We start from the raw sequence: 12371 nt of genomic DNA on the forward strand, positions 1-12371 counted from the left end.
TCGTTAAGGCGAGTCTACATCGTTTGCAGGGATACTCAACGGGTTGCCGCATACCGGTTGTCGTGAGGCAGCAAGCCTTGATGCTGGTCGGGCCCATAGAACCCTGTTCGATAACTGACCGCATCAAGTCGAGCACCGCCATAAACAGCAGATTTACCAGTTGTAACTTAGCTTCGCGGTGATTTCGCGGCCGGGGTTGTAGTAGTTCGCGGTCCCTGAGCCGACCACGTGTTGCTCATCCAGCAGGTTGCTGACGTTGATCGCCAGGTCGGTGCCTTTGAAGAGTTTGTAGTTGAACGCCGCGTCGAACAGTGTCGTGCCATCGCTGGTGTCGGTGTTGGCCGCGTCGAAGTAGTAAGCGCCCACATAGCGTGCACCCAGGCCAACGCTGACATCAGTGTCGGGTACGTTGTAGTAGGTCCACAGCGATGCGGAGTGTTTTGGCGCCGTGGCGAATTCATTGCCCTTGAGTGAGCTGCCGTCATACAACGTGCCGCGCAACACTTCGGACTCCATGTAGGAATAACCACCCACCAGGCTCAGGTTGGGGGTCAGCTCGGCCTTGGCTTCCAGGTCCAGCCCGCGGACCCGTGATTCACCCACGGTTTGTTGTTCGATGACACCGCTGGGCAATACGACGGCGATGCTGACATTTTCCTGGGTCAGGTCGTAGACGGCCGCCGAGAACAACGCGTCCATGCCGATGGGCGCATATTTCACCCCCACTTCGTATTGTTTGCCGGTTTTCGGAATGACCCCCACCGTTGGTGGCGAGACCGACTCGACCATGCTGATGTAGGTGGAAACTTCATCGTTGACGATGTAGGTCAGCGCGCCGCGATAGGACGTCTCGGAGAAGTTGTCCGACTCTTTTACGTGGTTGATGTCGGTGCTGGACAGGTCCATCGAGTCGTTGCGCACACCGGCGGTGACGATAAAGCGCTCGTAGAAGGACAGGTTCTGCTGCAGGAACACGGCCTTGGTCTTGGTATCGAGCTTGTCATTGCTATAGGGCGCTACACCGCGTGGAACGCCGGTGAACACCGGGTTGGCCAGGTCGATAGAGCCGGTTGGGGCATAGACGGATCGTTCCTCGGTCGAGGAATCGCCATACTCCACGCCCACCAAGGTGCTGCTGTCGATGTTTTCGAAGCGGGCGTCGTATTGCAGCATCAAGTTGCCGTTCAGTTGCTCGGCTTCGCTGTCCGTGCCAAAGATGTAGCGAGGCACGGTGGTTCCGGTGCGCGTGGTGGAGTCGCTGAGGAACACATAGCCGAAATCATCGGTCAGCTCGCTGTAGCGCAGGTTGCTGCGCAAGACGAAACCATTGTCGAAGTCATGGCTGAAGGTGCCGCTGAGGTTGGTGCGTTCGACATCGTGGAAGTTGTAGCTGGGTTCGCCGTAGAACTTCTTGCGGTCGTATTCCTTGTCCAGCGGGTAACCGCCACTGTTGGGCGAGCTTTGGGTTTTCAGGTAGTCCACGATCACCGAGGCCGAGGTGAAGTCGGTGGGTGACCAGGTCAGACCGCCCATCACAAACTTGTTGTCGTCCTGGGAGTGGTCGTACTCGCGCTCACTGTCTTGCATTTTTGCCGTGAAGCGACCGGCCACGGTCTTGTCTTCATTCAGCGAGTCGCCGACGTCGATGCCGGTTTCGGCGTGGTCGAAAGAGCCGTAGGTGACATAGCCCTGGTCGAACTTTTCGAAGCGCGGCTTCTTGCTGACGAAGTTCACCGAGCCGCCCGGGTCGGCGGGGCCGAACAACGTGGAGTTGGCCCCGCGTATCACTTCAACGCGTTCATAGGCGAACGGTTCCTCGCGCACACCGCGCATCGAGCCCAGGGTCAGGCCATCCCGATAGGTGGTGGCCTGGAAGCCGCGGATCTGGAAGTAATCGTTGCGGTCGTCGGTGCCGTAATAGTCGGTGATCACCCCCGGCGTGTACTGCAGCAATTCTTCCGTGGTGCTGGCGCTGCGTTGCTGCATTTCCTTGTCGGTTACCACGGAAACCGAGGCGGGCGTGTTGAGAATGCTGGTGGCCACCTTGCCACCGACCCAGAGTTCCTGGGCGACCACCGACTGGGTGTCCTCGCTGCCATCGACCCGGGCCTTGGCGTTGACGAGGATGGGGGCGAGGCGATAGTCGTCCAGTTCGCCGTCCACCTTGGCTTGTGGCGTCAGCAGGTAAGCGTTCGGGCCTTGCTTTTGAATCTCTATCTCGCTCCCCTGCAACAACGCCGACAGGGCGTCGGGCGTCTCGAGTGCGCCGCTCACACCCGAGGTCGTGCGGTTCGCGACGCTTGGCGCATCGAAGGAAAGACTGATGCCGGCTTCACGCGCAAAGCGATCCAGCGCCGGCGCCAGTGGACCTGCAGGGATGTTCCAGTGGTGAACGGCGTGGGGCTGCTCGACGCTTGAGGTTTGCGCCAGGGACGGTAGCGCGTAGCTGCTGACGATGACGCCAAAGACCGCGCCGTGCAGGGCGCGATTCAGTCGAAGGCGCTGTGGAACCGGGGACGAACTCATTTACTCGCTCCGTGAAAGGGGATCGGCAGATCGGGCTGTATGTCGGCCTTTCTTACATGCCGAACGAGAATGAGAAATCACCTCATTTTTATTTGATAAGGTTGCGCAACGAGAACGTCACTCAGCTGGCGGCGCTCAAGGTCACCCAATAGTGGGTTCGATAATCGATGCGCAACTGCAATGACTGCGCAACCAAGGCCAGTACCTGATCGGTATCGGCAAGTTGGAAGGTGCCGGAAACGCGCAGCCCCGAGACTTCTTTGGCGCAGCGCAACACGCCGGGGCGATAGCGCGACAAGGTCTCGATAAAATCATCGAGGCGCATGTGGTGGGCGCTGATCACGCCGTCGCTCCAACTCCATAGGTCCAGGCCGTTGTCCTGGAACTCAGCCACGCCCTTGGCGGTGAACAACCGTTGGTTGGCGGCTTGGACGGTGTCGCTGGCCAGGCTTCGACTGGCCCCGGGAAACACCGTGACGGCGCCCGACTGCACCGCGAGGAGGGTGCCGTCGTCACGTTCGTGCGCCAGGAAGCGGGCATTGAGGGTGCGTATGAACCCGTCGCGGGTCTGCAGCCAGAACGGACGCGGTTGCGCCGCGCCGGCATCCGCACCGGTGTTCACGATGATTTCGCCGCGCCGCAGAATCACCAGACGCCGTTCTGCGGTGAAGTCGCTGTCGACGGCACTGTCGCTGTTGAGCTGGATAAGACTGCCATCGTCGAGTTGGACGCGTTTGCGCTCGCCGGTTTTGCTGTGCTGTTGGGCGAGCAGGGCCGGCAGCGGCGTGTAGTCTCGGCCGAGCCAGGCCGCGCCGCCTGCCGTGGCCAACATACCCAGCAGCTTCAGGCTCTGGCGCCGATGCAGGCCGGAGCGCGTGCCCTTGAGGGTGTGCCGGGCCAGATCAGGCGGGATACCGGCAAAGTCATCGCCAAGCGCTTCGACACGTTGCCACGCCAACCGATGCTCCGGCCGCTGGGCCAGCCAGTGCTCGAAGGTGTGTTGGGTTTGCTCATCGGCCGGGTTGAAGCGCAGGCGCACCAGCCAGTGGATCGCCTGGTCGACCACGGCAGGGTCCAGCCCCCGGGCTTCACTGGTCGGCATAGCGCAAGCGATAGCAGTGTTGCAGGGCCTTGGCCAGGTCGCGTTCCACCGTAGAACGGGAAACACCCAATTTTTCGGCGATTTGCAGGCAGGTCAAACCGTCGAGCTGGGCGAGCAGAAACGCCTCGCGCACCCTCGGCTTGAGCAGATCCAGCAGGCGGTCGATCCGCTCGAGGCTGTCGAGAATCAGCAGCCGTTCTTCTTCAGAGGGAGCCTCTTGGGCAGGCAGCAGCGCGAGGCTTTCAAAGTAGGCACGTTCGAGCTCGCGACGGCGGTACCGATCGATCATCAGCCCGCGGGCGATGCTGCTCAGATACGCGCGCGGTTCGCGCAAAGGGCTGGATTGACGGGACTTGAGCAGACGCACGAACGTGTCCTGCGCCAGGTCTGCTGCGCTTTCGCGACAACCGATGCGCCGGCTCAGCCAGCCATGCAACCACGAATGGTGGCTGCGGTAGAGCAGCGCTAGATCGGCATCACCCAGTGTGTCGTTGCTGCGCATCAGCATCCCGGAAACTACATAATTGATAATGAATCGCAGTATATTCAGGCGGCAGACGCCAGGGCAAATTTGCCGGCTTTTGGCATTCGCCACGGTGTTCTCGGGCTGATAGGAGCGGGCAAGGCTTCACGAGCGCGCTGTACCCGGGCCCTCCAGCGGTGGATTGGCAAACAGGTGCTCGGCGGCGAAGTCTACGAATACGCGGATTTTTGGCGAAAGATGACGACTGGACGGCCACAGTGCCCAGAATTGCCCCTGGTCTTCGCTGTGACCATCGAGCAGCGTTTCCAGGCGACCTTGGGCGATGGCTTCGCGCGCCAGGAAGTCCGGGACAAAGGCGATTCCGTGCCCATCCACCACGGCCATCAACATGGCCTCCATGTTGTTCAGCGTCAGGGCGGTGGGCAGGCGCAACTGCACGAACTCCGGGGCGGCAGACATGCTCCAGTCCATTATTTTGCCCGTCGTGACAAATCGATAACGCAAGCACTCGTGGTGTTCGAGGTCGCTGATCGCGGTGGGCCGTCCCTTGCGTTGCAAGTAATCGGGTGACGCGCACAGGACAAACTTGAAAGGCCCCAGCTTTCGCGCCATCAACTTCGAGTCGGCCTGGCCGCCGCTGCGAATCACCACGTCAAAGCCCTCATCGATCACATCCACCAATTGATCGTTGAAGTCCAGCTCCAGCTCGATGTCCGGATAGGTCTTGCGGAACCGCGTCATGTGCGGCAACAGAAAGCGATAGCCAATGGTGGGCAGGCTCACGCGCAGCTTTCCGCGGGGCTCCTGCGTGGCGTGGGACAGCATCGCCTGGGCGTCTTCAAGGTCGTCGAGGATCTTTCGGCAGCGTTCATAGAACAGCTGTCCTTCGGCTGTCAGGCTGACTTTGCGCGTGCTGCGGTGCAGCAGCCGCACATTCAACGAGGCCTCCAGTTTGGCCACGTTCTTGCCCACGGCGGAGGCGGAAATCCCCAACGCCCTGGCGGCACTGATAAAACTCAGCGCCTCGGCGGTTTTTACGAAAGAGGTCACGCCACTGAGACTGTCCACGAATCGATTACATCCTTTTAGTTCATTATAAGTGGAATAAAAGCCCGTTTATCTTCAATTGTATCCTAACTAGAGTGTACGAAACGATCGCGCGCCTTAGCCTGGACAGCACGGATACTTCAAAGACATGCAGGGAATGACGTCATGAACTCAGCTACCGAACCGCTGCCGACCCGGGGCCGGTATTCCATCCTGGCTGCCATTTGCCTGGCAGCCCTGGTATTGCCCATGAGCTTTACCGGCGGGGCAGTGGCCACGCCGTTCATTGGTCAGACCTTCGATGCCCATCCCACCGAACTGGCCTGGATCACCAACGCCTTCATGCTCAGTTTTGGCAGCCTGTTGATGGCGGCCGGCACGCTCGCCGACCTCTATGGGCGTAAGCTGGTGTTCATGTGCGGTATCGCGCTGTTTGCGTTGGTGTCGATCCTGTTGGCGGTGGTGCCCGACATGATCTGGCTGGACCTCTTGCGTGGCGTACAAGGCATCGCCGCGGCGGCTGCGTTGGCCAGCGGTTCGGCGGCCCTGGCCCAAGAGTTCGACGGACATGCCAGGACACGTGCGTTCAGCCTGCTGGGCACCACGTTTGGCGTTGGCCTGGCCTTCGGCCCGTTGGTATCGGGTTTGCTGATCGAGTCCATGGGCTGGCGCAGCATTTTTCTTTGCACCGCCTTGCTCGCCATTCTTTCCTTGATCTTTGCGCTGCCCAAAATGCGCGAAAGCCGCGACCCGCAGGCTCAGCGCTTGGATACGCCCGGCGTGCTGACGTTTTCCGGCCTGTTGGTGGCCTTCACCACGGCAGTGATCCTGGCGCCGGAGCAGGGCTGGGGTTCGCCGGTCATCCAGGCCCTGTTTGGCGCGGCGGCGGTCTTCTTGCTGCTGTTCATCATTGTTGAAAATCGGGCGAAGCATCCGATGCTGGAACTGGGCTTGTTCCTGTTTCCGCGTTTTGTCGGCGTACAGATCCTGCCGATCGGCACCTGCTATTGCTACATCGTCTTGATCGTACTGCTGCCGTTTCGGTTTATCGGTGTGGAGGGGGCCAGTGCCTTTGAAGCGGGGTTAATGATGTTGGCCCTGTCCGCCCCGATGCTGGTGATCCCCATGATCGCCGCGTCGCTGACCCGCTGGTTGTCCGCGGGCGTGCTGTGCGCCATTGGTTTCGTGATCGCCGCGGTGGGGCTCTACTGGCTCAGCGTGATCCCGGCCGGCGAACACGGGCAGATCCTCGCGGCCATGTTGCTGACCGGGATCGGCACAGGACTGCCCTGGGGCCTGATGGATGGCTTGTCGGTCAGCGTGATCCCCAAGGAACGAGCCGGGATGGCCGCCGGTATCTTCAACACGACACGAGTGGCCAGCGAAGGCGTCGCCCTGGCAATCACTGTCGCCGTGCTGACGGCGCTGGTCGCGCACCACCTGAGCCTCAATGCCTCGGTCAAGCTGCCTGTTGCTGATTATTCAACGATCGCGCAACGGCTGGTCATGGGCGATCTCCAGCACGCCAGCACCAGCGCCAGCCAGATCCCCTTGACGATGCTGCGCTCGGCCTACACCGCAGGCTTCAAGACCTTGCTGCAACTGCTGGCGATCTTCACCTTGCTCACTGCCACTGTGGTCTTTCTGTTTTTGGGACGCCAAAGCGAAGTCGGTACCGAGTCCACGACCGATGCCGTGCGATTTTCATCGGATAGCTGAAAACTGCTTTGGAGTTATGGGTAATGTCGTCCAACACACACTTTACGCCGCTGATTTTGGCGGGCATTGCCGCATTGTGCGGCTTGTCGGTGGCCAACGTTTACTTTAACCAAGCACTGCTGCCGGTGTTTGCCGGTGCGATGAGCATTGACGCGGGGCAGACCAGTTGGATCGCCACGGCATCGCAGATGGGCTATGCGCTGGGGATATTGCTGATCGTCCCGTTGGGCGACAGGGTGGCGCCCTTGCGACTGTGCCGCGTGCTGCTCGCGTGGACCGCGGCCATGCTATTGCTGGCCAGCCAAGCCACCCAACTTTCGTTCCTGGCGGGCGTCAGCTTCCTGATCTGCATGGGTACCTGCATTCCGCAGGTACTGCTCCCTTATCTGGCAGGTCTGGCCACTGCCGGCGAACGCAGTCGCGTCATTGCCTGGATACAAACGGGTTTGGTCATCGGAATCCTGCTGTCCAGGGCCATTGCTGGATGGTTGGCCGATCACCTTGGCTGGCACTCGGTGTATTGGGTGGCGGCTTGCGTCATGGCCCTGTGCGCGCTGGTTCTGCCGAGGATTCTGCCTCAGCGTCATGCGCCCGGAATACCGGTTGCCTATGGCCGACTCCTGAGTTCGATGCTGCACCTTTTCTGGCATGAACCGTTGCTGCGCCTGTCTTGCGCCTTGGGCGCCGCCGTGTTTGCCGCCTTCAGTGCGTTCTGGTCGGTCATCGCTTTCAAGCTAATGGGGCCACCCCACAACATGAATGCCACGGAGGTCGGCCTGTTCAGTCTGTGGGGCGCCCTCGCCACGTTGCTGACGCCGGCGGCTGGCAAACTGTGTGAACGGTTTGGCACGGTCGCTATCAGCCTCGCTTCTATTGCGCTGTGTTGCCTGAGCTTCGTCTTATCGATGGCCTGGGCCAATCTGTTCATTGTGCTGCTGGCGTGCGCCAACCTGCTCAGCTTTGCCTTGCAGCTGGGGCAGGTGGCCAACCAGACACGGATTTTTTCTCTGAGCCCGGAAAGCCGAAGCCGCTTGAACACCGTGTACATGGTCTGCAATTTTTGTGGTGGGGCATTTGGCAGTGCCTTGGGTGGGTATCTTTGGCTGCGATTCGGATGGACCGGATGCGCCACTCTGGGATTATTGTGCGCCGTATTGGCAATGGTCGCCTTGCTGGCGATCCTAAGGCCGCGCTCCAAACAACTTTCGGTCGTATAGCCATTGAGTGACCGGTCGTCCACGTTCGTAACTTGTTATTCCTTCCTTGTACTGATTAGTTGTATGGGTGCTCGCATCAATACAGCTATCTGCTGTTCTTCGTGATACCTCCCTCCCCTTAAAATTCCTGTCATGTTTTTACCCGTCCGTTCGCCATCTCCTGTAATGGCTTTTTAATATGCGCGGATATTGAACTTATAGTTCAGACAGTTGAGCCGAAAACGCTCAACCGCTTTGAAATACTCTGAAATACAATTGCTCGCAGTAAACGGTTTTTTCGGAAAACCAGGCAGACTCCAACTTGGCAGAACAGTCGGGGACGAACATTAGTTTCCTGAGCTTTTTTTGATCTCTCAAACAAGGAGTCTTCGATGATGCTCATCGACTCTGAAAAAGTGTGTGTGTTCATACCGTTCGCCGGGGCAGCGGCTTGTCGTTTGAAGCGTTGCGACGTGCCGTGGGTACTGACATGCCGGTGACGGGTGTCACTTATAAACGTCGCTATCAAAAAGATGTCACGCAGGCACCCGGTACTGTCGAGGCCATGGCAAATGAAGTCATTGCGCTGATCGACAACCTGGCGGCGCGCGAGGTCATTGTTTTTGGTTACAGCCTGGGGGCCATTGTTGCGTATGAGGTTGCTCGTCGCCAGCATGAATTTGGCCCGCATTTGATCAAGTTAGTGGTAGCTGCCTGCCGTGCGCCGCACCTCTTTAACTGCGCACAGGTAACACTAGACGATTCAGAAGAGGTATTCCTTAAAACGGTTGCCAAGTTTGGAATTATTCCGGATTTCATGTTCAAGGATTCGGCAGCCAAGCACCGCATGCTGCCTTCCTTGATCAAGGATTTCCAGGCGGCAGCCTCATACCGGCACCTTCCGGGCGAGCCGTTGGGCCTTCCCATGACGGTTTTAGGCGGTAGCCAGGATCCCTTTGCACCGGTTCAGGATGTGATGGCCTGGAAGGAGCATAGTCAAGATTCTATTCGGCTGGAGTTCTTTGAGGGGAACCATTTTTTCCTCACCCAACATGTGCCTGCCATCACCCGAGTGATTACCGAGCCTGTCAGTCCGGTGACACGTCAGCCTGTTTCATCCCAATACCTGGATTCTGTAAGCCTATAAAGGTGAAAAAAATGGAAGAGCTCAGTGTCTCAAGCAGTGTTTCTTCGTGCCCGTTTTCTGGATTTTCCCCGCTTAGTTCACATCAGCAGGAACCGCCCAGGCATTACGTCGTAGTGGGAGATAGGATAAAAAGTCAGTGCAGCGACAATCTATTTATATCGGTGACAGCGGCCGAAGAAATGGTTGCTCAACTCGCTGAAAGCGAAAAGTTGACCTTACATGTTGGTCAGGGTGTTACCGATGAGCAACTAAACACGCTGTACGGATTCAAGGAGGCGTTGGCGCCGACATTGAATATCCTTCCGGTGGAGCATCCCCCGCGCGCCTCTTCAAGTGCTACGCACAAATTGAAGAGTCATAACATTGCCATCTCCGCGCCTTGGGAAAATGGTAATGGCACTTATTCTGCTTCGTTAATGATCGATGATGCCAATGCTGAGCTAAGCGATCATCTGACCGGCCAGCATGTTTCTGGAATGATGGTCATCGAGGCTGCACGCCAAATGACCATCGCCGTTGCAGAGGCCTATTACGTAACCCCGGCGGCCAAAGGCAAAGTCAACTTTGTGACCAACAAAATGGACGTTACGTATCGGGACTTTCTGCTGCCGATACACACCGAAATCCTGTGTATTCCGGTGGAGCTGCGCCGCTCGGGCGCCTCGAATTTTCGTTTTGGCTGCCGCCTTGAGTTCAAACAACAAAACCAGTGCCTGGTGGTGCTTGGCTTTGAATTATCGGTGATCGACTCGCGCTACTTTCAACTCAAGGAAGCGCAACTTCTTCATCAATTCGTCAAGCGTCTCGCCTGATCCACTTTTGAGAGAGTCCCTATGAAAGAGCAAGTTCTCAGCATTATTTATAATGCGATTGAAAATGAAAACCACAGTCTCGCCCAGCCCATCAGCCTGGAACAAGGCGAAGACACCGCCCTCTACGGTGCCGGCGGTGTCCTCGATTCCATGAGCCTGGTGTCCATTGTGATTGACGTCGAGCAGATGCTTGAGGAACAGCTGGGGGTCAAGATGACGCTGGTCAACGACAGCGCCATGTCCCCCAAGCGCAGTCCGTTCCAGTCGGTAAGCACCTTCGCCAATTACATTCTTGAACTGAATGCTCAGGTGCCCCATGGACGATAAAAAGCCTGTCACGCTTATCACGGGGACACGCAAGGGGATCGGCAGGCATCTGGCCGAGTATTACCTTGCTCAGGGGCATCGCGTAATCGGCTGCAGCCGTTCATCCAGCGATCTTACCCATTCAAGCTACGACCACTTTATTGCGGACGTGGCCGATGAGCAGGCCATCGGCGAGCTGATGAAACACGTGCGTGGCACCTGCGGCCGGCTTGATCACCTGATCAACAATGCCGGCATCGCCAGCATGAATCACTCGCTGCTGACGCCCTACAAAACCGCGCAAAACATCATGCAAACCAATGTGCTGGGCACATTCCTGCTCAGCCGGGAAGCGGCAAAGCTCATGCGCGCCGGGCGTCAGGGACGCATTGTGAATTTTTCCACGGTGGCCAAGCCGCTGAAGCTGGAAGGAGAGGCGCTGTACGCCGCGTCCAAAGCCGCTGTGGAGACCCTGACCTGTGTAATGGCCAAGGAGCTGGCCAGTTTTGGCATCACCGTTAATGCGCTGGGCCCCACGCCGATCGATACCGATCTGACGCGGGTCATCCCCGCACAAAAAATGAAGGACCTGCTGGCGCAGCAGTCGCTGAAGCGCTTCGGCACGTTCGACGACGTGACCAATGTGACGGACTTTTTCCTGTCTTCGCGCAGCCATTTCATTACCGGCCAAGTCGTGTATCTCGGCGGCCTCTAACTCAGCTCTCCTGCAAAAGGACTTCACCATGAACCTGGACGCCATCAAGAAAGAACTCGCAGAACTCCTGGAACTGCGCGAATCGGAACTTCAAGCCGATGTATTGCTGCATCCCCTGAGCAATTGGGACTCGTTGACCAAGGTCACGCTGCTGGGGGTGTTGAATGACCAGTTTGGTTTTGCCTTGAGTCCGGCCCTGCTCGATGAGGTGGAAACCATTGGAGAACTGTTCGACGCCATCCAGGCCGATGCGGCGCACGTTCGTGTCGGTGAGCCTTCGTGAACGCGGCCATCGATGGAGTGTCCATCCGCGCGCTATCGGCTGCCATCCCTGAAGACGTCATGACCCTGGACGATTTCGCCACGTTGTTTGGTGAAAAAGAGGTGCAGCGAATCGCCAAGAGCACCGGCATCCATCAAGTGAGGGTGGCTAACCGCTTGTCGACGGTGGACCTCTGCGCTGCGGCTGCCCAGGCGTTGTTCAATGCCGCGGACATCGACCCCGCCAGCATCGATGGCCTGGTGCTCGTCACGCAGACGCCCGATAGCCTGATGCCGGCCAGCAGTGCCTTGCTGGCGGATCGCTTGGGGTTGGGAAACGCGCTCGCGGCTTTCGACCTCAACTTCGGTTGTTCCGGCTACATCTATGGCCTCTTTCAGGCGGCCATGCTGATCAAGGCCGGCGGTTGCCGCAGGGTGCTGGTGTGTACCGGCGATGTGATCAGCAAACTGCTCAACCCTGAAGACCGGCACGTGCGGCTTGTCTTCGGCGATGCAGCGACGTGCACGCTGCTGGAGGACGGCGATCAGACGCTCGGATTTGCATTCACGACCGATGGCGCTGGCGCGCAATACCTCAACACGACTCTGGACTACACGCCCAGCGCCACCAGCCGGGTACAGGCCGCAGGGCTGCACATGGACGGTGGCCAAGTGATGAACTTTGCCCTGGAGAAAGTGCCGTCGGCGATCAACGCCTTCATTCGCGACCAAGGTATCGACCCTGAACGTGTGCCGTTCTTCCTGCTGCATCAGGCGAACAAGTTCATGCTCGATTATTTGGCCAAAAAACTGGGTGTCGCGTCCTCCAAGGTCCCCATCGAAGTGGCCGACGTGGGCAATACCGGTCCTTCGTCGATCCCGCTGATGATCTGCAAGCGGCACGGCCGCGAGGATTTACGGCAGGACAACCTGATTGCCTGTGGCTTTGGCGTCGGGTTGTCCATCGGAACGGCCCGTTTATCCCTGCGCGATGCCCACATCATCGCACCCGTAACAGTACCCGCCTTCCCTAACTGAGCTGACAATCAAGGAAAG

The 12371-nt window shown here is 58.5% G+C and carries 12 protein-coding genes; 8 read left to right on the plus strand and 4 right to left on the minus strand.

What is annotated here, in order from left to right:
* Nucleotides 1–153: 153 nt before the first annotated feature.
* The 4 genes from KI241_RS03525 to KI241_RS03540 all read right to left on the minus strand — a co-directional run bounded on the left by KI241_RS03525 (nt 154) and on the right by KI241_RS03540 (nt 5180).
* A complete protein-coding gene (locus tag KI241_RS03525) occupies nt 154–2526 on the minus strand; it encodes a TonB-dependent siderophore receptor (protein WP_212803381.1) in 2373 nt (790 codons plus the stop codon).
* 121 nt (nt 2527–2647) lie between these two features.
* A complete protein-coding gene (locus KI241_RS03530) occupies nt 2648–3628 on the minus strand; it encodes a DUF4880 domain-containing protein (protein WP_212803382.1) in 981 nt (326 codons plus the stop codon).
* Nucleotides 3615–4130 (minus strand): sigma-70 family RNA polymerase sigma factor, encoded by a 516-nt coding sequence (locus KI241_RS03535; protein WP_042728200.1) that lies wholly within the window; start codon nt 4128–4130, stop codon nt 3615–3617. The genes KI241_RS03530 and KI241_RS03535 overlap by 14 nt, the downstream gene beginning before the upstream one ends.
* 126 nt (nt 4131–4256) lie before the next feature.
* Nucleotides 4257–5180 (minus strand): LysR family transcriptional regulator, encoded by a 924-nt coding sequence (locus tag KI241_RS03540; RefSeq protein ID WP_047738397.1) that lies wholly within the window; start codon nt 5178–5180, stop codon nt 4257–4259.
* 144 nt (nt 5181–5324) lie between these two features.
* Here KI241_RS03540 and KI241_RS03545 point away from each other — a divergent pair, with 144 nt between their 5' ends.
* The 8 genes from KI241_RS03545 to KI241_RS03580 all read left to right on the plus strand — a co-directional run bounded on the left by KI241_RS03545 (nt 5325) and on the right by KI241_RS03580 (nt 12353).
* Nucleotides 5325–6878, plus strand: coding sequence for an MFS transporter (locus KI241_RS03545; RefSeq protein ID WP_042728183.1), 1554 nt, complete (start codon nt 5325–5327; stop codon nt 6876–6878).
* A gap of 23 nt (nt 6879–6901) precedes the next feature.
* Nucleotides 6902–8095, plus strand: coding sequence for an MFS transporter (locus tag KI241_RS03550; RefSeq protein ID WP_042728184.1), 1194 nt, complete (start codon nt 6902–6904; stop codon nt 8093–8095).
* A gap of 397 nt (nt 8096–8492) precedes the next feature.
* The gene (locus KI241_RS03555) at nt 8493–9221 is read left to right on the plus strand and encodes an alpha/beta fold hydrolase (RefSeq protein WP_280529457.1); all 729 of its coding nucleotides are present in this window, start codon (nt 8493–8495) and stop codon (nt 9219–9221) included.
* Nucleotides 9222–9232: 11 nt separating this feature from the next.
* The gene (locus KI241_RS03560; RefSeq protein WP_080922005.1) at nt 9233–10033 is read left to right on the plus strand and encodes an AfsA-related hotdog domain-containing protein; all 801 of its coding nucleotides are present in this window, start codon (nt 9233–9235) and stop codon (nt 10031–10033) included.
* 21 nt (nt 10034–10054) lie between these two features.
* Complete coding sequence (locus KI241_RS03565; RefSeq protein ID WP_042728187.1) at nt 10055–10360, plus strand: hypothetical protein; 306 nt, start codon at nt 10055–10057, stop codon at nt 10358–10360.
* Nucleotides 10350–11054, plus strand: coding sequence for an SDR family oxidoreductase (locus KI241_RS03570; protein ID WP_042728188.1), 705 nt, complete (start codon nt 10350–10352; stop codon nt 11052–11054). The genes KI241_RS03565 and KI241_RS03570 overlap by 11 nt, the downstream gene beginning before the upstream one ends.
* Before the next feature lie 28 nt (nt 11055–11082).
* Nucleotides 11083–11337, plus strand: a complete 255-nt coding sequence (locus KI241_RS03575; protein ID WP_042728189.1) for an acyl carrier protein — start codon at nt 11083–11085, stop codon at nt 11335–11337.
* Complete coding sequence (locus tag KI241_RS03580) at nt 11334–12353, plus strand: ketoacyl-ACP synthase III (protein ID WP_047738392.1); 1020 nt, start codon at nt 11334–11336, stop codon at nt 12351–12353. Before KI241_RS03575 ends, KI241_RS03580 begins: the two co-directional genes overlap by 4 nt.
* Nucleotides 12354–12371: the final 18 nt, after the last annotated feature.

The sequence above is a fragment of the Pseudomonas sp. Cab53 genome, assembly GCF_018325965.1.
Taxonomy (GTDB): Bacteria; Pseudomonadota; Gammaproteobacteria; order Pseudomonadales; family Pseudomonadaceae; genus Aquipseudomonas; species Aquipseudomonas chlororaphis_E.

Excerpts from the sequence above, each read along its gene's own strand:
- KI241_RS03525 (WP_212803381.1), bottom strand. The coding sequence starts at position 2,526 with ATGAGTTCGTCCCCGGTTCCACAGCGCCTTCGACTGAATCGCGCCCTG.
- KI241_RS03530 (WP_212803382.1), bottom strand. The coding sequence starts at position 3,628 with ATGCCGACCAGTGAAGCCCGGGGGCTGGACCCTGCCGTGGTCGACCAG.
- KI241_RS03535 (WP_042728200.1), bottom strand. The coding sequence starts at position 4,130 with ATGCGCAGCAACGACACACTGGGTGATGCCGATCTAGCGCTGCTCTAC.
- KI241_RS03545 (WP_042728183.1), top strand. The coding sequence starts at position 5,325 with ATGAACTCAGCTACCGAACCGCTGCCGACCCGGGGCCGGTATTCCATC.
- KI241_RS03550 (WP_042728184.1), top strand. The coding sequence starts at position 6,902 with ATGTCGTCCAACACACACTTTACGCCGCTGATTTTGGCGGGCATTGCC.
- KI241_RS03560 (WP_080922005.1), top strand. The coding sequence starts at position 9,233 with ATGGAAGAGCTCAGTGTCTCAAGCAGTGTTTCTTCGTGCCCGTTTTCT.
- KI241_RS03565 (WP_042728187.1), top strand. The coding sequence starts at position 10,055 with ATGAAAGAGCAAGTTCTCAGCATTATTTATAATGCGATTGAAAATGAA.
- KI241_RS03570 (WP_042728188.1), top strand. The coding sequence starts at position 10,350 with ATGGACGATAAAAAGCCTGTCACGCTTATCACGGGGACACGCAAGGGG.
- KI241_RS03575 (WP_042728189.1), top strand. The coding sequence starts at position 11,083 with ATGAACCTGGACGCCATCAAGAAAGAACTCGCAGAACTCCTGGAACTG.